This is a genomic window from Acinetobacter sp. G18 (assembly GCF_052660225.1).
In genome coordinates, this window is the sequence record NZ_CP109658.1 from 1,786,990 (window position 1) to 1,812,798 (window position 25,809).

Annotated in this window: 24 protein-coding genes; 15 read left to right on the forward strand and 9 right to left on the reverse strand. The window is 40.3% G+C overall.

Going from position 1 to position 25,809, the window contains the following annotated elements; translation table 11 throughout:
• The first annotated feature begins 14 nt into the window (after positions 1-14).
• Positions 15-758 carry an SDR family oxidoreductase gene (locus tag NE363_RS08560; RefSeq protein ID WP_445536258.1) on the forward strand — a complete coding sequence of 248 codons (744 nt, stop codon included), beginning with the start codon at positions 15-17 and terminating at the stop codon, positions 756-758.
• A 34-nt stretch (positions 759-792) separates the two neighbouring features.
• Here NE363_RS08560 and NE363_RS08565 read toward each other — a convergent pair whose 3' ends face one another.
• The 3 genes from NE363_RS08565 to NE363_RS08575 all read right to left on the reverse strand — a co-directional run bounded on the left by NE363_RS08565 (position 793) and on the right by NE363_RS08575 (position 4,389).
• Entirely contained in the window at positions 793-2,049 is a 1,257-nt protein-coding gene (locus NE363_RS08565) for an OprD family outer membrane porin (RefSeq protein ID WP_445536259.1), read from the reverse strand.
• A 109-nt stretch (positions 2,050-2,158) separates the two neighbouring features.
• Positions 2,159-3,508 (reverse strand): spinster family MFS transporter, encoded by a 1,350-nt coding sequence (locus NE363_RS08570; RefSeq protein ID WP_445536260.1) that lies wholly within the window; start codon positions 3,506-3,508, stop codon positions 2,159-2,161.
• A gap of 413 nt (positions 3,509-3,921) precedes the next feature.
• Positions 3,922-4,389: a MarR family winged helix-turn-helix transcriptional regulator gene (locus NE363_RS08575; protein WP_009392094.1), complete on the reverse strand. Its 468-nt coding sequence runs from the start codon at positions 4,387-4,389 to the stop codon at positions 3,922-3,924.
• A 150-nt stretch (positions 4,390-4,539) separates the two neighbouring features.
• Here NE363_RS08575 and NE363_RS08580 point away from each other — a divergent pair, with 150 nt between their 5' ends.
• The 14 genes from NE363_RS08580 (at position 4,540) to NE363_RS08645 (ending at position 20,501) form a co-directional block, all read left to right on the forward strand.
• Positions 4,540-5,649 (forward strand): amidase, encoded by a 1,110-nt coding sequence (locus NE363_RS08580; protein WP_445536261.1) that lies wholly within the window; start codon positions 4,540-4,542, stop codon positions 5,647-5,649.
• Between the two features lie 36 nt (positions 5,650-5,685).
• Entirely contained in the window at positions 5,686-6,834 is a 1,149-nt protein-coding gene (locus tag NE363_RS08585) for an acyl-CoA dehydrogenase family protein (protein ID WP_081274192.1), read from the forward strand.
• 25 nt (positions 6,835-6,859) lie between these two features.
• A complete protein-coding gene (locus NE363_RS08590; RefSeq protein WP_000387554.1) occupies positions 6,860-7,219 on the forward strand; it encodes a hypothetical protein in 360 nt (119 codons plus the stop codon).
• A 4-nt stretch (positions 7,220-7,223) separates the two neighbouring features.
• Positions 7,224-7,757 carry a nuclear transport factor 2 family protein gene (locus NE363_RS08595; protein WP_445536262.1) on the forward strand — a complete coding sequence of 178 codons (534 nt, stop codon included), beginning with the start codon at positions 7,224-7,226 and terminating at the stop codon, positions 7,755-7,757.
• Between the two features lie 29 nt (positions 7,758-7,786).
• A complete protein-coding gene (locus NE363_RS08600; RefSeq protein ID WP_191017363.1) occupies positions 7,787-9,064 on the forward strand; it encodes an aromatic ring-hydroxylating oxygenase subunit alpha in 1,278 nt (425 codons plus the stop codon).
• A 10-nt stretch (positions 9,065-9,074) separates the two neighbouring features.
• Entirely contained in the window at positions 9,075-9,560 is a 486-nt protein-coding gene (locus tag NE363_RS08605; RefSeq protein ID WP_004792056.1) for an aromatic-ring-hydroxylating dioxygenase subunit beta, read from the forward strand.
• A 10-nt stretch (positions 9,561-9,570) separates the two neighbouring features.
• The gene (locus tag NE363_RS08610; RefSeq protein WP_216984976.1) at positions 9,571-10,308 is read left to right on the forward strand and encodes an SDR family NAD(P)-dependent oxidoreductase; all 738 of its coding nucleotides are present in this window, start codon (positions 9,571-9,573) and stop codon (positions 10,306-10,308) included.
• A gap of 34 nt (positions 10,309-10,342) precedes the next feature.
• Positions 10,343-11,296: a PDR/VanB family oxidoreductase gene (locus tag NE363_RS08615; protein WP_416700620.1), complete on the forward strand. Its 954-nt coding sequence runs from the start codon at positions 10,343-10,345 to the stop codon at positions 11,294-11,296.
• Positions 11,297-11,341: 45 nt separating this feature from the next.
• Positions 11,342-12,298: a p-hydroxyphenylacetate 3-hydroxylase reductase component gene (locus NE363_RS08620; protein ID WP_080592267.1), complete on the forward strand. Its 957-nt coding sequence runs from the start codon at positions 11,342-11,344 to the stop codon at positions 12,296-12,298.
• 198 nt (positions 12,299-12,496) lie between these two features.
• Positions 12,497-13,411 carry a transcriptional regulator FeaR gene (gene feaR / locus NE363_RS08625; protein ID WP_445536263.1) on the forward strand — a complete coding sequence of 305 codons (915 nt, stop codon included), beginning with the start codon at positions 12,497-12,499 and terminating at the stop codon, positions 13,409-13,411.
• 208 nt (positions 13,412-13,619) lie between these two features.
• Positions 13,620-15,935: a primary-amine oxidase gene (gene tynA, locus NE363_RS08630; protein ID WP_445536264.1), complete on the forward strand. Its 2,316-nt coding sequence runs from the start codon at positions 13,620-13,622 to the stop codon at positions 15,933-15,935.
• Positions 15,936-16,077: 142 nt separating this feature from the next.
• Complete coding sequence (locus tag NE363_RS08635) at positions 16,078-17,295, forward strand: hypothetical protein (protein WP_445536370.1); 1,218 nt, start codon at positions 16,078-16,080, stop codon at positions 17,293-17,295.
• A 66-nt stretch (positions 17,296-17,361) separates the two neighbouring features.
• Positions 17,362-18,969: a GMC family oxidoreductase gene (locus tag NE363_RS08640; protein WP_151767790.1), complete on the forward strand. Its 1,608-nt coding sequence runs from the start codon at positions 17,362-17,364 to the stop codon at positions 18,967-18,969.
• A gap of 44 nt (positions 18,970-19,013) precedes the next feature.
• Complete coding sequence (locus tag NE363_RS08645; protein WP_445536265.1) at positions 19,014-20,501, forward strand: NAD-dependent phenylacetaldehyde dehydrogenase; 1,488 nt, start codon at positions 19,014-19,016, stop codon at positions 20,499-20,501.
• Between the two features lie 58 nt (positions 20,502-20,559).
• On the opposite strand, the gene pcaD is transcribed toward NE363_RS08645, so the two are convergent.
• The 6 genes from pcaD to catC form a co-directional block, all read right to left on the reverse strand.
• On the reverse strand, positions 20,560-21,339 hold the full coding sequence (gene pcaD / locus NE363_RS08650; RefSeq protein ID WP_445536266.1) for a 3-oxoadipate enol-lactonase: 780 nt from the start codon (positions 21,337-21,339) through the stop codon (positions 20,560-20,562).
• A 10-nt stretch (positions 21,340-21,349) separates the two neighbouring features.
• The gene (gene pcaF, locus NE363_RS08655) at positions 21,350-22,564 is read right to left on the reverse strand and encodes a 3-oxoadipyl-CoA thiolase (protein ID WP_445536267.1); all 1,215 of its coding nucleotides are present in this window, start codon (positions 22,562-22,564) and stop codon (positions 21,350-21,352) included.
• A gap of 391 nt (positions 22,565-22,955) precedes the next feature.
• Positions 22,956-23,606: a 3-oxoacid CoA-transferase subunit B gene (locus tag NE363_RS08660; protein ID WP_445536268.1), complete on the reverse strand. Its 651-nt coding sequence runs from the start codon at positions 23,604-23,606 to the stop codon at positions 22,956-22,958.
• Between the two features lie 18 nt (positions 23,607-23,624).
• A complete protein-coding gene (locus NE363_RS08665) occupies positions 23,625-24,296 on the reverse strand; it encodes a 3-oxoacid CoA-transferase subunit A (RefSeq protein ID WP_005305950.1) in 672 nt (223 codons plus the stop codon).
• 134 nt (positions 24,297-24,430) lie between these two features.
• A complete protein-coding gene (gene catA / locus NE363_RS08670) occupies positions 24,431-25,351 on the reverse strand; it encodes a catechol 1,2-dioxygenase (protein ID WP_445536269.1) in 921 nt (306 codons plus the stop codon).
• Between the two features lie 160 nt (positions 25,352-25,511).
• Positions 25,512-25,802, reverse strand: coding sequence for a muconolactone Delta-isomerase (gene catC, locus NE363_RS08675; RefSeq protein WP_060466463.1), 291 nt, complete (start codon positions 25,800-25,802; stop codon positions 25,512-25,514).
• Positions 25,803-25,809: the final 7 nt, after the last annotated feature.

The following is a 25,809-nucleotide window of genomic DNA, read 5'->3' on the forward strand; positions in this document are numbered from 1 at the left end:
ATAAGGATAAAAGCATGGCAAAAACAATTTTAATTACAGGCGCAAGTTCTGGTTTAGGCGCAGGTATGGCGCATGAATTTGCAGCCAAAGGCTATAACTTAGCGATTTGTGCACGCCGTTTAGACAGATTAGAAACTTTAAAAACTGAACTTGAAAATCAGTATGGTATTAAAGTAATTGCAAAAAGCTTGGATGTAACTAATTACGATCAGGTTTTTGAAGTATTTCGCGCCTTTAAACAAGAGTTTGGCTATTTAGACCGAATTATTGTAAATGCGGGAGTCGGAAATGGCCGTCGTATTGGTAAAGGTAATTTTGAAATTAATAAGGCAACCGCTGAAACAAACTTTATCTCTGCTTTAGCACAGTGTGAGGCAGCGATTGAAATTTTTAGAGCGCAAAATGCAGGACATTTGGTGGTCATGTCGTCTATGAGTGCGATGCGCGGATTACCAAAACATTTATCGACTTATGCGGCAAGTAAAGCTGCTGTTGCTCACTTGGCTGAAGGTATTCGAGCTGAATTATTAGATACACCAATTAAAGTCTCAACCATTTTCCCGGGTTACATCCGAACTGAAATGAATGAAGGCGCTAAACATTTACCTTTTGAAGTCGATGCCAAAACTGGATGTAAAGCTTTAGTCAAAGCTATCGAAAAACAACCTGTAAAAGCTTATGTGCCACAGTGGCCATGGTTACCAATGAGTATTGCCATGAAGGTTTTGCCTTTAAGATTGGTCAATAAATTAGGATAAAAAATACCCCCTAAATTTAGGGGGTATTTTTCAATCAAAACTTTTTGGTGTAATTGACAAAAAAACGGTCTTCGCCAAAATCATTGCCGTGTTTTACGTTGTAATCAATCCGAATATATTGCAGGGCAACGCCTTTTAAGAAGGGTTGCTGAAATGCGTAGTTTAAAATCAAATTAGACTCAGTTTCATGGTTTTTTTCACCATTGGCTGCTTTAAAGTCATTTCCGTAAACATATTTCACCATCGCGTTTAAGCCTGGTACATAATCTTTAAAGTCGTAGCCATACATGACATGGTAAGACTTTTCATCTTTTTTAAAGAAGCCAGTGGCATTCCAGTTAATGAAATAAGTCTCTGGTAAAAAACCATCTGGTAGCGGGTAAGCTGATTCACCAATAATTTGTTGGTAACCCAAACCAAAGGTATGGTTTTTTACTTTAACTGTTTCAAGTACTCCAATGTTTTGCGCATCGATATCAAAAGTATTGCCGTCATTTTTTGCATTGAAGTACTTAAACTTAGAAGTAAGCGCAAAGTTAGGTTGTTTCCAATTATGCTCAAGTCCTACATAGTGTTTGTTGTAGAGATCTTCCAAATTGCCAAAATAATATTCACCCTTAAGTGACGGCGTAAATTGATAGCGCAGGTCAATGTAGTTCAAACCATCAGATTCTTTGGTAATTCCATTTGATGTGAACGAAAACTTTTTAAAGTCTTCTTCATTTCGTGGAGATACTTTTTCCACTCGGCCAATTTCGGCATAGAGCTGATCTGAAAGTTGTGACTTTAAGTTGGTTCCCCAATACGAAGCAAGTAATTGTCGGCTGGCATCGACAGCCGTTACAGGCAGGTCTAACCAGAGCTCACCGACACTTAAAAGTGTTTTGTCATAGCCCAGCTTTAAAGTCGCGCCGTATTTTAAATAGTCTGAAGCCTGAGATTGCGTTTCTTTATTAAAAGGCAGAACAGTATCTGCGACATGTTTGTCTGAACTTAAGCGCACAGCATATTGAACAGAAGCATCAGCCCCAATCGTGATTTGCTTATCTGCTATGACTAGTGGAGTGTCATGCATTTTCGATTTATAGAATAATGATGCTGCCTGAGACCAACTACCTGTATCTTTTAAGGCATCGTTATCAAAATCACGGTTGATATAGGCATTTTTTAAAGTGAATTTCCATTCATCTTCAGTTTGCTGATTTGGATTTGCGGCCCATGAGTTGCTGCACATAAGTAATAAAGTAGCAACGGCTAAAGTGTGTGGTTTAAAACGGTGAAATAATTCCATAATCCATTTCCCAGATGTATGCCAGTCCTCGGCACTACGTAATTTTGAATATTTCGGTACTCTCTAAGCGTTTAATTAGAGAGTACATTTTGGCAATTGGTGAGATCTATTAATTTAATTTTTCAAGCTTTATGCTTTCACTAAAGAATTTGCAGCCTTTAAAAAGTAGGACCAAAGCCAGTACACACGACAGGCCACCCACAATAGATAAAGAAGAACCCACCATTAACGGACTACCAAAAACTTTATCTGTGATAATGGCCACCAATGTTGTACCAATACCGAGTCCAATTAAGTTACTCACCAAAAGGAATAGGGCAGAAAGGCGTGCTCTAAACTGGTTAGGGGCTAACATTTGCAAAGCAGTCGCTGAAATCACTAAAGGGAAAGATGCGAAAAACATTGCAGGAATCAGTAAGCTGACTGAAAGCCATAGTTGATCTGTTTGGGTAAAAAATGCAATTGGAATAATCAGGCCAACAATCCCAATCACACCAGTGAACATCGGCGCATCTTGACGACCTTTTTTAATAAACCAATCATTTAACCAACCTGCACAAAACACACCTAAGGTATTTGCAATTAACAGAATTGTGCCGAGCATGTAACCTGTTTCAGTCGGTGCGAGTTGAAACTTACGAATATAAAATGCAGGTGTCCAGCTAGTTAGGCTGTAGAGCGCCATAGCATAGAAGGTAAAACCTAAATAGTGACAGGCAAAGGTTTTCGAATGCTTTTTAATAAACTGAAGACATTGTGTGAATTTAACTTGATCAACTTGCCCGTTTTGGTTTAGCTGTTGGCCTTTACGTGCAGGGTCTTTAACGGTCAGAATAAATAGCAGACCAATAATGATGCCGGGTAAACCTACTACAAAAAAGGCAATTTGCCATGCTTTAAGTGCGCCTAATAGTGGAACTTCAATGAGTGTCACGCCTTTAAGCAAGTTAATGACATAACCACCAACTAAAAAGGCGATACCACCACCTAAAAAAGCGCCAATTGAATAAATTCCGACAGCACGACCTAGTTTGTCCTTACTAAACATGTCGCTGAACATTGAATAAGCGGCTGGAGATAACGCAGCTTCACCCACACCGACCGCCATACGGCTCAGGAACAGTTGAATAAAGTTTTTACTTAAACCACAAGTGGCTGTTGCCAGACTCCAAACAATAATCCCGATTGAAATCAATTTTGGTCGTGAAAAACGATCGGCAATATAGGCTAAGGGTAAACCCATAACAGCGTAAAACAGTGAGAAGGCAAGGCCATGTAACAGGCTAAATTGTGTATCTGAAAGTTGGAGATCTGCTTTGATGGGTTCAATCATCAGCGCCAGAATTTGGCGGTCAATAAATGAAAATATATATGCCAACATACAAAGTGTGACCACATACCATGCATAAGCATTGCTTTTCTTTTGTGTCCTTTCAACAGCGATATTACTTTGGTTCATACACTTAATCCTTATGTATAAAACGCTTAAGAAATTGATATCTAACTTTTATTATTCCTCTGAAGTTTTCGATATTTCCCCCTTTAGATAAGAATAATAAATAGGCTAGAAATGAGTAGTTTGGTCTCGTACAGACCGGAAGAGTGTGTCTAAACCCGATTAGGAATTAATAGGTTTTTAAATATAATGGAATTATTATTTTCTTTTTATATGTAAAATTCCATTACCTATTGAGTATGTTAGAATACCTAAAAAGTATGTTAAGTAAACAGATAGTAATAATTTATTGAATTAAGAAACTGATTTTTATTTATTTTTTAAGATTAAAACTTATTTTGATAAAGAGCAGCGAGAAAAGAAGAACTGTTTCATGCTGCTCTTGAGTGTATGGAACCCATTAACAAGGCAAATAATTAACTTGAGGGCATGAGGTCAAATAATTTTTTTAACTGGTGATTTAAATTGTGAAGCTCATCTTCTGAAAAGGCATTTAGGATGCCTGCCAAGGTAACCACACTAATTTGATTAATCTGTTCAACCAGCTCAACACCTTTGGCAGTTAATTTCACCATTGAGATGCGTTCATCGGTGGTAGAAGAGTAGACCTCGACAATACCATCTTCTACTAAGCGATATACAGCTTTTGTTGCCGTAGTTAACTTTAAGGTAGAAAGATTAGCGATATCGGTGATACTGGCTTCACCCAAAGCATTAGTACTTAAAATGATTTTACGGCGTGTATTATCAATACCTAGTTTTTTTATTGATTTTTCAATGAGTTGTGAGTATTTTCCGTTAACTTGAGAAACCCAAAAAAAAGGGAAGTTTTGAATACTCGACGGTTCTTTATTAGGAAGAAATTGTTCTAAATGATCAAGCATAGCTAAAAGCAATAACTTAGTGAAAAAGGGTAATCCTATTATAAACAAAATTTTGGATATTTCCTTGAGAACAAATTATAAAAAATACTTGACAATTCCATTAAATTTTCCGATATTTTAATTAATGAATAAAAATACATGGAAAAGTGAATGAATATTGTTAGCCAAAGCGTGCACAAAGGAAGTGGCAAGCTCAAGGTGATGGTCAAGGACACAATTGATATTCAAGGTCTAAAAACCATTGCTGGTAGTCGAGCTTTATTAAATGTTGAACCTGCTCAAGATGATGCTGAGGTGGTTAAAAACATTTTAAAAGCTGACTGTGAAATTATTGCCAAAACAAATTTGCATGAATTGGCTTTTGGTATTACAGGCATTAACCATGCTTTTGGTACACCCATCAACCCAAAATATCCTGAACTTATTCCAGGCGGCTCTTCGAGTGGTTCCGCTGCGGCAGTTGCTGCTAAACAAGCTGACTTTACTTTAGGTACAGACACGGGCGGTTCTATCCGTATGCCCGCTGCGTGCTGCGGAGTTTTTGGTTTAAAACCAACTTTTGGTCGCGTGAGCAGAAAAGGCGTATATCCGCCGTCAAGTTCTTTAGATTGCGTTGGTCCTTTTGCAAATTCAGTCGAGATGATTGAAAAGGCTATGCAAATTATTGATCCAACTTTCAAACCTACTGAATTTACTCGTACACCAAAACTTGCGGTTTTAGATGTCAAAGCAGATGAGGTTATTTGGAACTGTATTCATCACGCACTTCAAAAAGCCAATTTACAGACCACTTTAGAAAAAGTTGAACATTTTGAAGCAGCTTATGATGCAGGCATGCAGATTATTAATTATGAAAACTGGCAAGCGTACGGCGAGTTAACTCAAACCGGCTTAATTGGTTCTGATGTAAATGGTCGTTTATTAAAAGCGGCACATACCACTTTAGAGCAAGTGCAAAAAGCGGAAGCTGTGAAAGAGCAGCTTACCCAAGAACTCGATGCCTTATTAGAAAAATATGATGCATTGGTTCTACCGACACTTCCGCAAATTCCACCAAAAGTTTCTGAAGCTGAAAATACGGTCGCTTTTTTGAACCTAACCGGTTTAGTTCGACCATTTAATTTATCAGGACATCCAGCTATTTCAGTGCCACTTGAAACCAGTGAAGGTTTACCTGTGGGCTTACAGATCGTATCAAAGCATCAAAAAGATGAGCAATTATGTGCTATAGCTAAATTTTGTGTTGATGCAATGCAATAAATTACAAGGAGTTAGATGATGAATAAGTTGTCTAAAATGGAGTTTGCTTCTCAAGACAAAGCAGTTGACTTAGATGCTTTGTGCCAAGAAATTCGTGAGCGTGCCTGTACAGGTGAATTTGATAATCAGGCTTATGTAAGCCAAGACATTATCGAAAAGCTAAAGCAAATCGGTGTTTACCGTGCACTGGTTCCTAAACGTTTTGGTGGTGAAGAATGGTCACCAAGACAATTTTGCGAATTGATCGAGACTTTATCTAAAGCTGATGGTTCAGTCGGTTGGGTAGCAAGTTTCGGTATGAGCCCTGCGTATTTGGGAAGTTTGCCTGAAGATACACTTAAAGAATTGTATCAAAACGGCCCAGATGTGGTGTTTGCTGGAGGTATTTTTCCACCGCAACCTGCTGAAATTACTGATGAAGGTGTCGTAGTTCGTGGACGTTGGAAATTCTCAAGTGGCTGTATGGGCGCTGACATTGTTGGTGTGGGGATTTCACCGCTTAAAAACAATGAAATGCAAGGCTTACCACGTATGGCAGTGATGCCTGCAAAAAAAGCCAAAATCGAAATGACTTGGGACACCGTTGGCCTAAAAGGTACAGGAAGTCATGACTTAGTCGTCGAAGATGTATTGGTCGAAAAGAAATGGACCTTTGTCCGTGGTGAACCGTCAAAACTAAGCGAGCCATTTTTTAAATATCCGTCACTGTCTTTAGCGACGCAAGTCTTAACCGTGGTGGGTATTGGTGTTGCAGCTGCCGCATTAGAAGAATTTGAAAAATTGGCGCCGGGTAAAGCATCGATTACAGGTGGGTCAGAAATTGCCAACCGCCCAGTGACTCAATATGAGTTTGCTCAAGCTGATGCAGAGTTTCAGGCTGCAAAATCTTGGTTTTATCAAACCATGGATATTGTTTGGAATGAAATTATTGCTGGTCGTGAAGCTACTGCTGAACAAATTAGCGATATGCGTTTGGCATGTACCCATGCAGCGCGAGTTTGCGCCAAAGTCACCCGAAAAATGCAAATGCTCGCGGGCATGACAGCAATTTATACCAACAATCCATTTAGCCGTTTTGTGAATGACACCAACGTGGTCACTCAGCATGCCTTTATGGGCGATGCGACTTTACAAAATGCAGGCTCAATCAGTTTCGGGTTAAAGCCAACCCCAGGTTATTTATAAGTTTAATTTTTAAAAGGACATTGAGATGGAAGCTAAAAAATCATTACGCGTTTTGTTCTGCATGGGGATTAACCAAAACTTTTTTGATGCAGAACCTGCTGAAGCAAAAGCAGTTTGGGCAGCGTTTGGTGAAATGTGGAATGGCATTCATGACTTACCGGGTGTACATGTTTTTGGAAATCTTGATGATGACCAAAGCATGGTTGGCCCAAGTGCAGGTTGGCCTTGGACCACTTATTTGCTTGCAGATGTTCCTGATATTGAGACAGTACATGCGGCTTGTAATTTGTTTAGAACGACGGTGGTGGGTGAAGGGCCATACAAGCTTTGGAAATATTGCAAAGTTGAAGCTCGTGTTGGACGCGAATTGATTATCCAACGTTAAGGCGATGGCAATGAATGACAAAGTGAATATTGCAGAAATCTTAGAGCGACTAGAACAGTTAGAAGCGCACAACGCCATTCGTAATTGTCTGAACCGTTATATGGAAATCTGTGATGAGCTTAATGCAAATACAGATCTTGATGAGCTGATGAATCTTTTTGATCAAGACTGCATTTGGGAGGGTATTGGCGAGAAATATGCCAAATCCTTTGGCCGTTATGATTCTTGGCAGTCGATTTACGACATGTTTAAAAGCTACACCCAAAAAGAATCTCACTTTGTTATGAATGCACACTTTGTAAATTCAGAACAAATTAATGTAAATCAAAATGATGCAAATGCTTCATGGCTGATGTTGCAGACTTCAACGTTTAAAGATGGCCTTAGTCATTTAAATGCAGCAAAGCTCAATGTGAAGTTTCAAAAGCAAGCAGATGGAACATGGAAAATTAAACATTTCCAAACACAGAATATTTTCAGTCGTCCCGTATCGCATTGGCACAGTGAAGCCGAATTGCCAGTACCTTCCCAGGAATGACCCAGGACATATTTAAAAGGACTATTGATATGAACAGTATTATCCCAACGCATAACATTGGCACTGATTACGATACTTTGGTTCAAAGTGACCGTGCCCATACTTCTCTTTATAAAGATGAACGCATTTTTGATGAAGAAATGGAAAAAATCTTTTATAGCACTTGGGTGTGGGTTGCACATGCGAGTGAAATTCCAGAAGGTGGAAGCTATAAAACCATTAATATCGGTAAACAGCCTGTTGTTGCAGTGCGTGACCGTAAAAAGAAAGTCCATGTACTTTTAAACCGTTGCCGTCACCGTGCCGCAACCGTATGCGAACATAAAAAAGGAAAGACTAATAGTTTTGTGTGCCCATATCACGGTTGGAGTTATGCACTTGATGGCAGTTTACGCGGTGTGCCATCTCCAGAAAGTTACGGCGATTGTTTAGATAAGTCTGAATTACCACTGGTGAGCCTTCGTGTAGAAGAATATAACGGCATGATCTTCGCTTCATTTAAAGAAGACATTCAACCGCTTGAAGAGTTCCTTGGGCCAGCAAAAAAATGGATTGACCTGTTTATGAAACAAGGTGCGGGTTATCCAATTAAAGTGTTGGGTGAACACCGTTTCCGTTTCCCGGGTAACTGGAAAATCCAGCTTGAAAATACCACTGATGCCTATCACTTCCCGTTGGTACACAAGTCATTCTTGAGTTCTGTAGATGAAAAAACAGAAGAACTCTTTAACTTCGAAAACCAACCTGGCTTTGTTGAAGACTTAGGTAATGGTCACAGTGTTATGGTGATGATTCCTGAACTGGTTGATTTAGACGAAGAGCTTATGGAGCGACCAATTCAAGAGCGCTTTGAAGACTTGGCTCAAGCTTTGCGCGACGAAGGCCATGAAGAGTTAGAAGTACGCCGCATTGTTCGTGCAGTCGGTGGTTCTGGCTTTAACTTAAATTTATTCCCAAATATTGCATGTTCAATGGCGTTCTTCCGTGTGTTACAGCCAATTTCAGTTGCTGAAACAGAAATTCATCACTCGGTGATTACCATGGATGGTGGCCCGCAAATTGCCAACCAATATCGCTTACGTTTGCATGAACATTTCCAAGGTCCATTTGGTTTTGGTACACCAGATGACTCAGAAGCTTGGGAGCGCGTACAACACGGCGCCAATGCTGGCAATGATTTATGGATCATGCTCAACCGCGGTTTACCGGGCGAAGTCAAAACCGAAGATGGCTTAAAAAGTGATGTTAGTGCTGAAACAGGTATGCGTGCAGCATATCAGCAGTGGAAAAAGATGATGAAGGCTTAAGGAGAGAGCAATGAATATGAATCTGCAATTATTAAATGAAGTCACTGCTTTCATCTGGGCTGAAGCAGATATGTTAGACCACAGTGAATATCGTGAATGGCTCAATTTATGGAATGAAAAAGGTGTTTATATCATTCCGATTGACCCAAACCTCACTGACTACGAAAACAACTTAAATTATGCCTATGACGATAATCATATGCGTACTTTACGTGTAGAGCGTCTTGAAAATGGTGAAGCAATTTCTACAGCACCTAAAGCAAATACCGTACGTAGTGTTTCTCGAGTACGTGTTATTCAAGACCAAGATAATGAAATCGTTTTGCGTTGTGCTCAAAACTTACGTGAGTTTCGCAAAGAAAACCTCAAGCATTACACCGCAGATATTACGTACCATTTGACGCGTGATGCGGCTACAGGCTTTAAGATTAACCGTAAAATCATTAACTTGGTTAACTCAACCGATACCTTAGCTGGTATTAGCTACATTCTTTAGGAGCAGTAATATGAAACAGGTTGTTTTAGTGACAGGTGCTGCTTCTGGACTCGGTAATGTGATTGCTGAATATTTTGCGAGCCAAGGCCATCAAGTGATTTTGTCAGCAAGTACGCTTGAAAAAGCCGAAAATGCCAAGGTACAAAGTCAATATGCACAAAATATGTTTCCCTTGAAATTAGATATTTCGGTTGAAGCAGATTTTCATGCTGCGGTGCAATGGATTGAAGAGAAATTTTCTAAACTTGATGTGTTGATTAACAATGCTACCGTCACTAAAGCAACGCCAGTACTTGAAATTACCGCAGCCGATTTTGATTGGATCACGCAAGTCAACCAACGTGGCACCTTTCAAGCTTGCCAAATTATTGGTCAATATATGGCTAAAAAAGGCTATGGACGCATCATTAATATGGCGTCTTTAGCGGGACAAAACGGCGGTACGGCAACGGGTGCACACTATGCGGCAACCAAAGGTGCGATTGTGACATTAACAAAAATTTTTGCCAAAGAATTTGCTGCAAAAGGGGTGACGGTCAATGCGGTTGCACCGGGACCGATGGAATCACCAATCGTTCATAGCGTAGTGTCTGACGAAAAAATGGAACAGTTCATCCAAAATATTCCAGTTAAAGCCTTAGGAAGTATGCATTTTATTGCCGAAACTTGTGGGTTGCTTGCGAGTCCAAATGCGGGGTTTGTGACTGGTGCAACATGGGATATTAACGGTGGTTTATTCATGCGTTAAGCCAATCGCTTAACCATGAAAAGGGAGTTAAATCATGACTACACTTTATGATGTTGTCGTTAAAAATCGCCATGTGGAAGGTGGAAATATTGCAGTCATGGAATTTGAATCTGCAACTTCTGCAACATTGCCAAAAGTTGAAGCGGGTGCGCATATTGATGTGCACTTACCAAATGGTATGGTGCGCCAATATTCACTTTGTCAAAATCCAAATGACGAAGGAAAGTTCCGCCTTGGAATTTTACGTGACCCTGAATCACGTGGTGGCTCAGTCTCGGCTTTTGATGAAATTAAAGATGGCATGCAAATTCAGGTCAGTGAGCCGAAAAACTTATTTCCACTTTTAAAAGCTAAACACAGCGTATTGATTGGCGGTGGAATTGGAATTACGCCGTTAATCACGATGGCATATCAACTTGCACATGAAGGTGAATCATTTGAGCTTCATTACTGTGGTGCTAGCGCTGAACACTGTGCTTTTGTTGATGAAATTAAAAATGGTGAGTTAGCAAAATACACAACCTTCCATTTTAAATCCGAAGGTGCAAGCCACAGAGCATTTTTTGAATCTGCCATTAAAGATATTGACTCGGAAAGCCATATTTACACCTGTGGTCCAGTCGGTTTCATGGACTGGGTGATTAACCTTGCCACGACTCACGATTTCCCTGAGCAGCAAATCCACAAAGAATATTTTCAAGTTGAAACTGATACTTCTGGAGATTCATTTGAGGTGGTGGCTGAGCGTAGCGGAAAAATCATTATGGTTGAAGCTGGCGAAACAATTTTGCAGGCTTTGGCTAAAGAAGGCATCGACATTGAAATGTCTTGCGAGCAAGGCGTATGCGGAACCTGTATGTGCGATGTAATTGAAGGCGAACCTGATCATCGAGATGTTTATTTTACTGACGAAGAAAAAGCCAGCAATGAACAAATATTGGTGTGCTGTTCGCGCTCTAAAACACCGAGACTAGTTTTAGATATCTAATGCTCTCGCGATTTATATGGATGTAAGAGAAGGTTTAGGAGAAAGATGATGAATGTATTACAACAAATAGATGAGTTTACGGTCGATCCATTACAGTTCCGACGAGCATTAGGAAATTTTGCAACAGGCGTTACCATTGTTACCGCACAAAATGCACAAGGTGAGAAAGTCGGTGTAACCGCAAATAGTTTTAACTCGGTGTCACTCGATCCACCGCTTATTTTGTGGAGTATTGATAAAAAGTCTTCAAGTTTTTCAGTGTTTGAAGAGGCGACACATTTTGCAGTCAATATTTTATCGGGTACCCAAATTGAGTTGTCTAATAAGTTTTCGAGACGAAATATTGATAAATTTGCAGACACCAATTTTCAACTTGGTGCAGGACGTGCACCAATCTTAGAAAATTGTTCTGCTGTGTTTGAGTGCGAACGCTATCAAGTGATTGAAGGTGGTGACCACTGGATTATTGTTGGCAAAGTGGTTCGTTTCCATGACCAAGGCCGAAGCCCGCTAGTTTACCATCAGGGTGCATATTCTTGTGTCATGCCGCATCCAAGCCTTCAAGTTAAGCAAACTGAAGAGAATGGCGTAGACCAAACACATTATGGGCATTTATATAATAATGTTTGCTATTTGATGAGTCGTGCTTTTAAAGCGTATCAAACCGACTATATCCCTAAGCAAATGGCTTCTGGTTTTCGTACCAGTGAATCACGTCTTTTACTCGTTTTAGCCAGTGGTACTGCTTCAAGTAAGGAAGATTTACCGCGTGATATTGCTATGCCAATGCAGGAAGTTGAACGGTCGGCTGAAATTCTAAAATTTGAAGGGTTATTGGTTGATCACGATAATTTGTATGCATTGACCGAGAAAGGTAAACAAACAGCACAGTATTTGTTTGATATTGCCGATAGCCATCAAAATGAGGTGTTTAAAAAGTATTCTGAGGAACAAAAGGATATTTTTATTACCATGCTGCGAGATTTTGCAGGAGTAGCATAAGTCCCATTAAGCTGATAAATTGAATTGATTTATCAGCTTCTTTACATCTAGCTGACTATCATCAAAACAATTCCAAGGATAAGGAATTTTTGGCACACAATTTGTTTATCAATAAAACATGATTGTAAATAAGCCAAGACAGTGCACCACCACAAATGCAAAATCTTGAACGGTGGCACATGTATAGAGAGGTAAGGGATGAACCAATATGTAAGCGATGCATTACTCAAATGGACGCACCATATTAAAAGTGTGTGTGGCAATTTTGAAACCGATTTTGACGGAACCCGTAATTTATTCATTGGTGAAGTTCAGTGCTTTTTATTGGGTGATACCGAAATTGCTTTTATCAAAAACAATGCAAATAAGATTGTCCGAAAAGCTGATGAAATCGATCGAGTAAATAATCGTTTTTGTTTTTTGATTTTGCAGTATTCGGGAAAAATGCTGCTTGAGTATAAAAATGAAATCTTAAGCCTAAATGAAGGCGATATTGTGTTGGTGGACCCGGTCGAAACAATTTCGATGTATCCGCAAGGTTTGGTAAGTCAGATTTCAGTCCATCTGTCGCGTGAAAAATTACTTAAAGAAAATATTAGTACCGAGTATTTTGGAAAACTGATTACGCAAAATATGAGTGGTTTTTTACTCAAGAATATTTTGAAAAATATGTCTGCTGAAAACATCAAACTTTGGTACGCAACTGAAGATGGTAATGCTTTTGAAGATGCATTGATTGCCTTAATCAAACCGACAATTAATTATAAAAATATTAATAGCTCCAATAATCTAATGGAAAAAGCTGAGCGTTATATTATAGAAAACTTAGCAAAACCAGATTTAACACCTAAATTAATTGCAGAGCATATTGGAGTGTCGCTACGTCATCTCTACCGTCTATTTCTTCAAGAAAATTTATCTATTAACAAATATATACAGCTCAAACGCCTAGAAAAAGTTAAAGCAGATTTGCTTGATAAAAAGAACAAACAAAGCTCAATTACCCAAGTTGCCTTGAAATGGGGTTTTTGGGATGGCGCTCATTTTTCAAAAATCTTTAAAAAGACTTATGGTATTTCCCCTAAAGAATTTAGAGAGGGTATGTCGGTTTAATTCTTTCATCTCTCAATGTCATTTTTAGACAAGTTCGACGTCATTCTTGAACAAGCTAGCCCTATGTAACTGTGTTGAAATTAAATTCATTAGAGCAGGTTAGATAAGCTTAATAACCATAAAACTATTAAGTTGGTCTAATGAATTTCACTCACAGGAAGTGCATTTTAACTATCTGATTCAGATAGTTCAGGGATAGATGAAAAGGATGAAACCAATGCGTAAACAACGATTATTGAATGACATACAAAAAATACTGGCACTTAACTTATCAATCGCTGCAAGCTTTTGGGGACTCAATACTCAAGCGTTTGCGCATGGTGGCAAGGCCGAAATGGTCTCACTTTATCAAAACATGAGTGAGCAAGGCGCTAAAGTTGTCAAAGATGATTTTACCAATACTTATATGATCACCAAAGGTTCTATGGTGGTTCGGGCCAAACCCAATTCAGATCAGGTTTTGGTGAATGGCAAACCTTTCAAACTCAGCGTGCCTTTATTAATTAAGGATGGTAAGCCTGTTATTGGAAAAGATTTTTTTAATGAAGTATTCCAGTCTGGGTTAGATCAAACTTTCAAAATTGAAAATACGTTTCACCCGCTCAATAGCTTAAATTCTGACGAAATCAAAAAGACCTTTGATGTGATTAACCGCTCGAAATACGCCTATAAAAATATGCGTTTTGCCGAGTTAAAGCTTAAAGAACCTGAAAAAGCCAAAGTCTGGGATTACTTTATTAATCACAAAGAATTTAAAGAAGATCGTATTGCCTCATTTATTTTATTAAAGGGGAGTCAAGCGATTGAAGGTGAAGTTAACCTTAACACTCAACAAGTCACCAAATGGAATGTACTTAAAGACACTCATGGAATGGTGTTGCTCGATAATTTTGAAGCCGTACAGCGTGTAATTGAGACAAGTAAAGAATATCAGGAGGCTTTACGGAAACGCGGCATTACTGATGTGAAGAAAGTGATTGCTACTCCACTAACTGTTGGATATTTTGGCGGTAAAGATGGTCTGGACAAACAACTCAATATATTAAAAGTCGTCGCTTACCTCGATGTCGGTGATGGTAACTACTGGGCGCATCCAATTGAAAATTTAGTTGCTGTAGTCGATTTAGATAAAGAAAAAATTATCAAGATTGAAGAAGGCGCAATCATTCCTGTGCCAATGGCAAATCGACCTTATATGTCGAATAAGCCCGTAGCAAGTAAGCTAAAACCACTCAATATTACTGAACCCGAGGGTAAGAACTTTAGTATTACTGGCCAAACCATACATTGGGGGAATTGGTGTTTGCATGTGGCGTTAGACTCTCGTGTTGGCTTGCAGCTTTCAACAGTGACCTATAAAGATAAAGGTGTGAAGCGTAAAGTCATGTATGAAGGGAACTTGGGTGGAATGGTAGTTCCATATGGTGACCCTGATATTGGCTGGTACTTCAAATCTTATTTAGACTCTGGCGAATACGGTATGGGAACACTCACATCATCTATTCTTCCGGGAACAGATGCACCTGACAACTCTGTTTTACTTGATGCCGTGATTGCAGACTATAAAGGTCAGCCACAAGTGATTCCAAATGCCATAGCTGTATTTGAACGTTATGCTGGACCTGAATATAAACATCATGAAATTTTTGGCAATCAGGATGCGAGTGAAGCTCGCCGTGAACTTGTGGTGCGCTGGATTAGTACGGTTGGAAACTACGATTACATGTTTGACTGGGTATTTGCCCAAAATGGTGTAATTGGGATTAATGCGGGTGCAACCGGTATTGAAGCTGTTAAAGGCGTTAAATCACGCACCATGCATGACAGTACTGCCAAAGAAGACACCAAATATGGAACTTTAATTGACCATAATATTGTGGGCACAACGCATCAGCACATCTATAACTTCCGCTTAGATATGGATGTAGATGGGGAAAACAACAGCTTTATGCATATGGACCCAGTGGTGAAAGCCAATGAGAAAGGTGGTGTTCGTACAAGTTCAATGCAAATTGACAGTAAAGTCATTACGAATGAGCAAAATGCGGCTGAAAAATTTGATCCGTCTACCATTCGCTTACTCACGAATTTCAACAAGGAAAATAAATTAGGTAATCCAGTTTCTTACCAATTGATTCCGTTTGCAGGTGGAACACACCCTGTGGCAAAAGGAGCCAATTTTTCTAAAGATGAATGGTTATTTAAACGTTTGAACTTTATGGATAAGCAAATTTGGGTGACTCAGTACAATCCAGACGAACGCTATCCTGAAGGGAAATATTCAAACCGTTCGACTCATGACACAGGATTAGGAAAATTCATTGGCAACAATGAAAATATTGAAAATAAAGACCTTGTGGTGTGGATGACAACAGGGACAACCCATGTGGCACGTGCTGAAGAGTGGCCAATCATGCCGACAGAATGGGTGAATACACTCATCAAACCTTGGAACTTCTTTGACAACACCCCGACTTTAAATTTGGGTGAAGAAGAGCAAAACACACACCACGACCATCACTAAAAATGTGAATAAGCCAGAATGGGTAACGAATCGGTTACCCATACGTGAGCACGGTTAGGCCGTTCGCAAAAGGAATTTCTAAATGAAAAATTTATTTTCTCAGGTTATGAGAGGGACTCTCTTTGTCTCATTTTTTTCAACTGTGCATGCTGGTGAGCTTGAAATTAAGCCAACTTTTGAAGCAACTTTTGGGGCTTTTAGTAGTGGTAAAAGCTATAACGGTGAAAACCTAGATGATGAAAGAATCAATTGGCAAGAAGGCCATCTTAAATATGGTGCTAAAGGGCAATATACCTTTAAAAACAATCAACTCTATGCAAGCTTGAGCGGTATTAGCTCGGCAACATTTGGTGATGGCGACGCAGGCCAAAATAGTAATGGCAAAGAACGTAAAACGGATGTGAATGAATGGATCATTGGTTTTAAAGACGGTACCAATAAAGATGAGTTAACGACCTATGATTTAAGTATCGGTCGACAAAATATCATGATTGGTGATGGGTTCTTTATTGCGGGTGATGCATTAAATCTCGGTAAAGCGCCTGCGGACGGCACACTAGATCGGGGCGGAGCATATTATCTAGCAGCTCGTCGAAGCTTTGATTTTACAAGTTTGCTTCAATACAAACCGCAAGAGAATACAACGCTAAAACTGGCTTATTTAAAATCGAATAATAAAGCACAATTTTCATCTGAACTCTTTGTAACTGATCTGATGTATCAGCTTAAAGATAAGGGCGTTGGGTTTACTTACTTAAATGTATTAGACCTTGAAGATGCTGAACACGTTTCAGGGCGCGAAGATCTTAAAAACTATGCTTTACGTTTGAATTATCAACCTTTGCCAGAGTTACAAGTTAAAACTGAGTTTGTTGTACAAGATAAAAAAGATAGTCAAGAAAATGCAGGTTACGTAGGGCTGAACTATAACTTTTTATCTTCAAAATATACACCTTCACTTGGCTACCGTTTTAGCCATTTTTCAGACCAATACGACACCATGTTTTATGGAAATACAGTCGGCTTTGGCACATGGTTTCAGGGTGAAGTTGCCGGAAACTATGCTGGTCCACTCAATAAAAATGCAGATATTCATCAAGTTTCTTACATGATGAACTTGAAAGAAAATTTTATGCTGGGTGCTTTGGCCTATAAGTTCAAAACAGTAAATAAGTCTTTAAGTAATGTGGATGGACAGGAGCTGGATGTATTTTCGGTCTGGTCGGTCAATAAAAAATTCAATGTTATTCCTTTAGTGGGACTCTATAAACCAAAACACGATATCCATAGTGGTGGTACTCAAAACTACGATGACAAGACCAATGTGTATGCGCAGTTGATTCTGCAATACATCTATTAAATCAGAGCGAAGGAGACCGTGTTTATTGGCGGTGCATTCATAAAAATAAACTTAGGATGAAATCAGATGAATCAACAATATGACTATATCGTGATTGGTGCTGGCTCAGCAGGCTGTGTAGTCGCAGCACGACTATTAGAAGCCAAGGCAGGGCGTGTTCTTGTTCTAGAGGCAGGAAGCCGAGATAGCAGTATGTTTCATACTATACCTGCAACAGTAGTTAAAGTATTCCAGCAAAAATCATGGCAATACATGACTGTTCCGCAGAAATATTGTAATCATCGTGAAATGATCCTTGCACAAGGAAAAGTGTTGGGAGGTGGAAGCTCGGTTAATGGCATGATCTATTGCCGAGGCCAACGACAGGATTATGATTTATGGGCCTCGGAATGGGGATGCAATCAGTGGTCTTATCAGGATGTACTGCCTTTTTTTAAGAAAGCAGAAAAAAATGAAAGTCTTGCTGATGAATATCATGGACAAGATGGCATTTTACCTGTCAGTGAAAATCGCTATCGCCATCCTTTAACGCTTGCTTGTATTAAAGCAGGTCAACAAATGGGGATGAATTATGTCAATGATATTAATGGTTGGGATCAGGCAGGCGTAGGGTTTTATCAAACTACTACTCAAAACGGTTCTCGGGCGAGTACTTCTAAAACCTATTTAAAGCCAGTCGAAAACCACCCAGACCTTACGGTCATTACAGACGCCTTGGTACATAAAATTGAAACTCAAAGTGATCAGGTTACTGGGGTGACTTATAGTGTTGGCGGAAAATCACCAATTACGGTACAGGCTCAAAAAGAAGTCATTCTGAGTGCTGGTGCAATTGGCAGTCCTAAGGTTTTATTACTTTCGGGAATTGGTCCAAAACAGCATTTAGATGAACTCGGCATTGAATGTATTCGTGACTTACCGGTAGGTGAAAATTTTCACGACCATTTGCATATGTCGGTTAATGCAACAGTAACAACCAATAATAGTCTGCTCGGTGAAGACCAAGGTTTAGCCGCAGTACGACACTTTTTACAATGGTGTTTTACACGTTCAGGATTGTTAACCACCAATATTCTAGAAGGTGGTGGTTTTATTGACACCAATAACAACGGTCGACCTGATGTCCAATTTCATTTTTTACCTGTGCTGGATAATTTCGATAATACCCCTGGTGAAAAAGCAGCGGCTCAGGCACATGGCCTTACCATTAAAGTCGGACATGTACAGCCAAAAGCACGTGGGACTTTACGTTTAAGCAGTAAAGATCCAAAAGATTTACCTGTTATTGACCCTAATTATTTAGGTCATCAAGAAGATATTGACGCAAATATCCGTGCGGTACAGGCCGGACTTCGCCTATTACAACAACCAGCATTGAAAGCGATTATCAAAGAAGTGATTGAGCCTGCAAATATCGATCCTGATGATATTGAAGCGATTGATCAATGGATGCGTCAGAACATTAAAACGGTCTATCACCCCGCGGGTAGCTGCAAAATGGGCAATGCTCCGCAAGATTCGGTCACAGATCAGACGCTTAAAGTACATGGTTTTAAAAACTTACGTGTGGTGGATTGTTCTATTTGCCCACAAGTTCCAAGCGGTAATACCAATGCAATTGCCATCATGATTGGTGAACGCGGTGCAGACTTTATTTTGAATCAAGTCGCGTAGTTGCTGTCATAACAAAATTTTAGAAATGAAAAGAGGAAAAGAAAATGAGTGAAGTTCAGATTTTAGCAAGCGTACAGCAATTTATGGCACGTCAACATGGACACTTTATTGATGGAAAGTTAGTTGCTGCCGAGCTTTTAGATAAAGTGGATATTGTGAATCCATCGACTGAACAAGTTGTTGCTCAAATTAGTATTGGTAGTCAACAAGATGTAGATAGTGCAGTAAAAAATGCTGAACATGCTTTTCAAAATGCTTGGGCTGAAACAACGCCGTATGAACGTGGCGTTAAACTGAACAAGCTAGCCGATTTAATTGAGCAATATAGTGAAGAACTTGCACAGCTCGAATCGTTGTCTACTGGAAAACTTATCAATATTTCCCGTCATCTTGAGGTCGTACAATCCGTTATTTTCTTGAGATATTTTGCTGGTTGGGCAACCAAAATTAATGGTCAAACCATGCAGCCCTCTATTCCGTCTATGCAAGGTGAAAAATATACGGCCTTTACTTTAAGACAACCGATTGGCGTGGTTGCAGGAATTGTGCCTTGGAATTTTTCACTGATGATTGGTATTTGGAAAATCGGTTCAGCCTTAACAACTGGCTGTACCATTGTGCTTAAACCAAGTGAGTTTGCCAGCTTATCTTTATTACGTTTAGCTGAACTTGCCATTGAGGCAGGTATTCCGGCTGGTGTAATTAATGTGGTTACGGGTAAGGGGGAGACAGGACAATATTTAATTGAATCATCGCTGGTTAAGAAAGTCTCGTTTACAGGTTCAGTACCAACAGGTATTGCGATTGGTAAACTTGCAATTAGCAGTGATTTAACCCGTGTAAGTCTGGAGTTAGGCGGTAAAAATGCCATAGCCGTTTTGGCAGATGCAAATATTGATGAGATTTTACCGACTTTGTTGCAAGCAACTTTTGTGCATCAAGGTCAAGTTTGTGCATCCCCAGAGCGTTTTTTTGTACACCACACAAAATATGATGAACTTGTCGAGAAACTCTCGAAAGTACTCTCGCAGTTCAAAATTGGATCGGCTATGGATGAAGGAAGTATGTTTGGTCCACTCTCTAATCAGCCACATTTTAATAAAGTGAAACATTATTTAGATATGGCTAAAGCCAACAACCAGATTATTGCAGGGGGAGAGGCTCTAGATCAGACAGGGTATTTTGTACAGCCGACTTTGATTTCCTTCAAAAATACGGATGATCCTTTATTTTCAGAGGAAACTTTTGGTCCAGTAGTTGGGGTAATGTCATTCGAAACTGATGAAGAACTCGTTCAACTGATGAATCAGTCGCGCTTTGGTTTAACCGCTAGTATCTGGACAAATGACTTATCTAAAGCTTTGCGTTTAATTCCTAAAATTGAAGCAGGGACCTTGTGGGTCAATATGCATACGTTCTTAGATCCATCTGTTCCATTTGGCGGGGTAAAAGCTTCAGGAATTGGCAGAGAGTTTTCAGATGCATTTATTGAAGATTACACCGAATTAAAATCGGTTATGATTCGGTATTAAGTTTAAAAGCTACAAGATATAAAAAAATGGCCTTTATAGGCCATTTTTAACATTAAAACTAACCTAATAAAAAGTTCTTTAAGATTTTATTAAAAGCTTCTGGCTGTTCTACATTGGAAATATGAGAGGCATCTATTTCTGCAAGTTTTGATTGTGGAATGCGTTGCTGCATAAATTCACCATCTGCAACTGTAGTGACTGGGTCTTGAGTTCCAGCAATCACCAATACAGAAATTTTAATGTCTTTTAACTGTTCACGGACATCCGCTTTAGCCAAAGCCTCACAACAATTGGCATAACCCATTGCGCTGCCAGCACTTAAGTCGTTACACAGGTTGTTGACGATTGAAGCATGACTTTGGATAAAGGGATCTGTAAACCATCGCGAAGCTGCTGTAGCTGCGATTGGTTGTAAACCTTGCTCACGTACTAATTTTGCACGGTCAAGCCATGCTTGTTCTTGTCCAATTTTAGCGGCAGTATTTGCCACAACCACATGACTAAAACGGTCAGGGTAGTGAATCGCAAGCCATTGACCAGTTAAACCGCCCATTGAAATACCACAAAAAGCAGCTTTGCTAATATTCAGATGATCCAGTAAACGGACAACATCTTCACCTAATTGCTCTAGAGTATATGGGCCGTCAGGCGTAGATGATGAACCGTGACCACGAGTGTCATAGCAGATCACAAAAAATTGATCTTTTAACTCATTAAACTGTTTTTGCCACATACCATAATTGGTGCCCAAAGAATTGGAAAATACCAGAGCAGGGGAAGACGGTTCGCCAAAGGTTTGATAGTTAATTTGTGCATCGGCAGATTGAAAAGATGGCATTTATTTCTCCTTAAAGTGCTTCAACACGTTCAATAATCAAAGCAATACCTTGTCCTACACCAATACACATTGAACACAAAGCGTAACGACCACCTGTTTGCTCAAGCTGGTTTAGGGCTGTAGTCACAAGACGTGCACCGGATGCACCAAGTGGATGGCCCAAAGCAATTGCACCACCGTTTGGATTCACCTTTTCAGAATCATCTGGCAAGCCTAAATCACGGGTCACGGCCAAAGCTTGTGCAGCAAAGGCTTCGTTAAGCTCAATCACATCCATCTGATCTAAATTCAGGTTGGCTTGTTGAAGTAGTTTCTTAATGGCTGGTGCAGGAGCAAACCCCATAATGCGGGGTTCTACACCCACTGCTGTTGAAGCAATGATCTTGGCACGTGGTTTGAGGTTATAAGCTTGAACTGCTTCGTCAGAAGCAATCAGTAGAGCTGCTGCACCATCGTTAATACCTGAAGCATTCCCCGCAGTCACAGAACCCTCTGCTTTGACAACAGGTTTAAGTTTGCTTAAACCTGCAAGGGTGGTTGATGCACGTGGATGTTCATCGGTATCAATCACAACAGCATCACCCTTACGCTGAGGGATTTCAACTGCCACGATTTCTTTAGAAAAAAAGCCTTTGGCTTGCGCGCTTGCGGTGCGTTGTTGGCTCACCAAGGCAAACTGGTCCTGATCTGCACGATTGACGTTGAACTGTTCAGCGACGTTTTCGGCAGTCTGGGGCATGGTGTCTACACCATACAATTCTTTAAGTTTAGGGTTAATGAAGCGCCAACCCATGGTGGTGTCTTCAATCTTCTGGCTACGGCCAAAGGCACTGTCAGACTTACCCATCACATAAGGTGCACGGCTCATGCTTTCTACACCACCTGCAATTACTAGATTTGCTTCACCTGCTTTAATAGCACGGGCAGCAATAGCAATCGCATCGAGTGATGAACCGCATAAACGGTTAATGGTGGTTGCTGGTACTTGATACGGCAAACCAGCAAGCAGTGCTGACATACGGCCAACATTACGGTTATCTTCACCGGCTTGGTTGGCACAGCCATAGATCACATCATCGACCTGTTCCCAATCTACATTTGGGTTACGCTGCATGAGGGCTTTAATCGGGACAGCGCCAAGGTCATCGGCACGGACAGGTGCAAGGCCACCGGCATAACGGCCGAATGGAGTACGGATGGCATCGATGATATAAGCGTTTTTCATTCTTACATTTCCATTTTGAAATCTGTTGCTGTCATTGCCACAAATGATGGGTTTATCCATTCTTCCTTTGCATAGGCAATGCCTCACTTTTGACAGGGCAAAAGTGACAAAACCCTTTGTTACTCAGACACAACATCCCTGTTGTGCTGAGCAACGAGGCGACATCCATGTCGCCACCTCGTATCCACTAGCAGTTTGCTATCGTGACAGGTGACATGGATGTCACCCGTTGGACAGGGAGGCAAGGAAGCCTCCTCTGTTCAACATAGATTTTTGTTACTTTTCATCTTTGAAAAGTAAGGTACTGCCTATACAAAAGGCTTTTGAATATCAATGTAATTCAAGGCCGTGATGCTATTTATTAACTGTAGCGACTACATCATTTACAAACTTAATTCGTTGCATCAATCAAAGTTGCACCTGTTAAAGCCTGTAACTCTTCAAAGCTAAGACCTTCTACTTTCTCAATCACTTTCAAACCATCTTTAGTCACATCAATCACACAAAGATCGGTGTAAATACGATCCACACAGTGCTTACCTGTAACCGGATAGCTCAGCTCAGCCACAATCTTCGGCTCACCTTGCTTAGTCACATGATCTGTGGTGATAAATACTTTCTTGGCACCTACTGCTAAATCCATTGCACCACCCACCGCAGGAATCGCATTTGGCGCACCGGTATGCCAGTTCGCCAAGTCACCATTGGCTGCAACCTGAAATGCACCAAGTACCGCAATATCAAGGTGACCACCACGCATCATGGCAAATGAGTCGCCATGGTGGAAAAAGCTACCACCTTCAAGCATGGTCACAAATTCTTTACCTGCATTAATCAGTTCAGGGTCTTCTTCACCTGCTGCTGGAGGAGGACCAAAAGCCAACAGGCCATTTTCAGAATGAAGGAAAATATCTTTATCGTTAGGTAAGTAGCTTGCAATCTTGGTTGGTAAACCAATACCTAGGTTTACATAGGCACCATCGGGAATATCTTGTGCCACACGTTTTGCAATCTGGTCACGGCTGAGTTTCTGGTAGCTCATGTTATTTCTCCTTATTGCTTACTGTGCGGGCTGTACTTGTACAACGTGCTGTACAAAGATACCTGGGGTGATGATGTGCTCAGGGTCTAATCCACCCAGTTCAACCACTTCAGAAACCTGAACAATGGTCACATCAGCAGCCATGGCCATAATCGGGCCAAAGTTACGTGCAGATTTACGGTAAACCAGATTGCCCCAGCGATCGCCCTTGTAAGCTTTAATCAAAGCAAAGTCAGCCTTGATCGGATATTCGAGTACGTAATCTTTACCATCAATTTGACGAGTTTCTTTGCCTTCAGCTAAAAGTGTTCCAAAGCCTGTTGGGGTAAACACAGCGCCTAAACCCATACCAGCTGCCTGAATACGACAAGCCAGATTACCTTGTGGTACCACTTCAAGCTCAACTTTCCCAGCACGGTACAGTTCATCAAACACATAAGAGTCTGACTGACGTGGGAAAGAGCAAATCACTTTTTTAACTGAACCAGCTTTAAGAAGTTTCGCCAGACCGTAATCGCCATTACCGGCGTTATTGCTGACAATGGTTAAATCTTTAATACCCAATTCAATAAGACCGTCAATGAGTTCAGCGGGTTGTCCAGCGGTACCGAAACCACCAATCAGAATGGTTGCACCATCTTTAATTTGCGATAGAACCTCGCTTAGTGAGGACTTACTTTTGTCAATCATGTGAGAAACCTTAGAGCATGAGGTAACGTGATGTATTACTACCGCTAAAAATTTATTGAAATTCTTAATGGTAGTAATAAATGGAATAAATTTTGTGAGTCAAAAGAGAACTTTTAACTCACATATATTTTCAATTAAGCACTAGCGCGACGACGTTCAACTTCAGTTGAAGGAGCGGTAGCAGCATCTTTAACAAGTTCGATGTTAAATGTGATGTGTTTGAAAGCGTGATCTAAACCACGGCGTTGAATTTCAGCAGGGTCAGTTACATCAACTGCCGTTGCCACTAAACCGTCACGAGTTGCGAAGGCAAAGTCGTCCCATAAGTACTCATCACCCTCAATGTTGAATTGAGTAGTCAGCTTGCGGTAACCTGGTGCAGAAACGAAATAGTGAACGTGAGATGGACGGTTACCATGACGGCCTAATTTGTTAAGAAGGGCCTGAGTTGTACCTTCTGGCGGGCAACCATAACCTACTGGCATTGTGGTTAATGCAACATATTTACCATCTGCATCAGTCAAAATACTACGACGTAAGTTGAAGTCAGATTGCGACTTATCAAAGAATGAATAGTTACCTAAACTGTTAGCATGCCATACTTCAACTTTAGCATTTTCAATGATATTGCCATCAGTATCAGTCACAGTACCTTCAATAATTAAGGTATCGATTTTGCCAGATTCAGTTCCGTCATCCATACGCGCAAAACCAACGGTTTCAGGCGCACCAGCTACATAAAGTGGGCCTTCGATGGTACGTGGTGTACCACCAGTAACGCCAGCTTTTGCATCAGCTTCATCAGCACGTAAATCAAGATAGTGCTCTAAACCTAAGCCAGCTGCTAAAAGTCCAAGTTCGTTTGCTTGGCCTGCATCGGTAAAATATTCCAAACCTTTCCAAACTTCAGAAGGCTGGATGTCTAAATCTTCGATGGCTTGAAATAAATCCCCGAGAAGGCGCACAACAATTTGTTGAACACGTGCATCGACTTCACCTTTAGCAGTGTCGACATTCATTTGTTTTACAAGCGCATCAATTTGTTGACGGTTCATACTAAAACTCCTTAAGTATGCAATACGGTTTTGTGTGGCAGCGCTGCGGGCATTTTGTTTTGCTAGCGAATAAGTGCCGCCACGTTCCTTGTTACCTTCTGAATAATCTGCTTGGTTTTTAAATGGACTTCAGAGATCACATTTAAAAAATTCTTTTGGTTTACGAATCATCATCACGAACAGAAGAAGGGTGGCGATTAAGTGCCATCACTTCAATGTCCATATATGGATAGAGAGGTAAGCCCTGTAAAATGTTGTGCAATTCCTCATTGCTCTCAACATCAAAAATACTGATATTTGAATACTGGCCTGTAATACGCCAGATATGACGCCATTTACCTTGGCGTTGTAATTCTTGCGAATAAGCTTTTTCAACAGCTTTAATTTCATTTGCTTTGTCGGCTGGCATATCAAGTGGAATATGCACATCCATACGTACATGAAATAACATGGGAAAC

Bases quoted from the DNA above. Each gene is read 5' to 3' on its own strand.
- NE363_RS08610 (WP_216984976.1), top strand. From the start codon at position 9,571: ATGAAACAGGTTGTTTTAGTGACAGGTGCTGCTTCTGGACTCGGTAAT.
- NE363_RS08585 (WP_081274192.1), top strand. From the start codon at position 5,686: ATGGAGTTTGCTTCTCAAGACAAAGCAGTTGACTTAGATGCTTTGTGC.
- pcaF (WP_445536267.1), bottom strand. From the start codon at position 22,564: ATGAAAAACGCTTATATCATCGATGCCATCCGTACTCCATTCGGCCGT.
- catA (WP_445536269.1), bottom strand. From the start codon at position 25,351: ATGAACCGTCAACAAATTGATGCGCTTGTAAAACAAATGAATGTCGAC.
- NE363_RS08665 (WP_005305950.1), bottom strand. From the start codon at position 24,296: ATGATTGACAAAAGTAAGTCCTCACTAAGCGAGGTTCTATCGCAAATT.
- tynA (WP_445536264.1), top strand. From the start codon at position 13,620: ATGAAACCAATGCGTAAACAACGATTATTGAATGACATACAAAAAATA.
- NE363_RS08620 (WP_080592267.1), top strand. From the start codon at position 11,342: ATGATGAATGTATTACAACAAATAGATGAGTTTACGGTCGATCCATTA.
- NE363_RS08645 (WP_445536265.1), top strand. From the start codon at position 19,014: ATGAGTGAAGTTCAGATTTTAGCAAGCGTACAGCAATTTATGGCACGT.
- NE363_RS08600 (WP_191017363.1), top strand. From the start codon at position 7,787: ATGAACAGTATTATCCCAACGCATAACATTGGCACTGATTACGATACT.
- NE363_RS08595 (WP_445536262.1), top strand. From the start codon at position 7,224: ATGGCAATGAATGACAAAGTGAATATTGCAGAAATCTTAGAGCGACTA.
- NE363_RS08575 (WP_009392094.1), bottom strand. From the start codon at position 4,389: ATGCTTGATCATTTAGAACAATTTCTTCCTAATAAAGAACCGTCGAGT.
- pcaD (WP_445536266.1), bottom strand. From the start codon at position 21,339: ATGCCATCTTTTCAATCTGCCGATGCACAAATTAACTATCAAACCTTT.
- feaR (WP_445536263.1), top strand. From the start codon at position 12,497: ATGAACCAATATGTAAGCGATGCATTACTCAAATGGACGCACCATATT.
- NE363_RS08640 (WP_151767790.1), top strand. From the start codon at position 17,362: ATGAATCAACAATATGACTATATCGTGATTGGTGCTGGCTCAGCAGGC.
- NE363_RS08605 (WP_004792056.1), top strand. From the start codon at position 9,075: ATGAATATGAATCTGCAATTATTAAATGAAGTCACTGCTTTCATCTGG.
- NE363_RS08570 (WP_445536260.1), bottom strand. From the start codon at position 3,508: ATGAACCAAAGTAATATCGCTGTTGAAAGGACACAAAAGAAAAGCAAT.
- NE363_RS08560 (WP_445536258.1), top strand. From the start codon at position 15: ATGGCAAAAACAATTTTAATTACAGGCGCAAGTTCTGGTTTAGGCGCA.
- NE363_RS08590 (WP_000387554.1), top strand. From the start codon at position 6,860: ATGGAAGCTAAAAAATCATTACGCGTTTTGTTCTGCATGGGGATTAAC.
- NE363_RS08660 (WP_445536268.1), bottom strand. From the start codon at position 23,606: ATGAGCTACCAGAAACTCAGCCGTGACCAGATTGCAAAACGTGTGGCA.
- NE363_RS08580 (WP_445536261.1), top strand. From the start codon at position 4,540: ATGAATATTGTTAGCCAAAGCGTGCACAAAGGAAGTGGCAAGCTCAAG.
- NE363_RS08615 (WP_416700620.1), top strand. From the start codon at position 10,343: ATGACTACACTTTATGATGTTGTCGTTAAAAATCGCCATGTGGAAGGT.
- NE363_RS08565 (WP_445536259.1), bottom strand. From the start codon at position 2,049: ATGGAATTATTTCACCGTTTTAAACCACACACTTTAGCCGTTGCTACT.
- catC (WP_060466463.1), bottom strand. From the start codon at position 25,802: ATGTTATTTCATGTACGTATGGATGTGCATATTCCACTTGATATGCCA.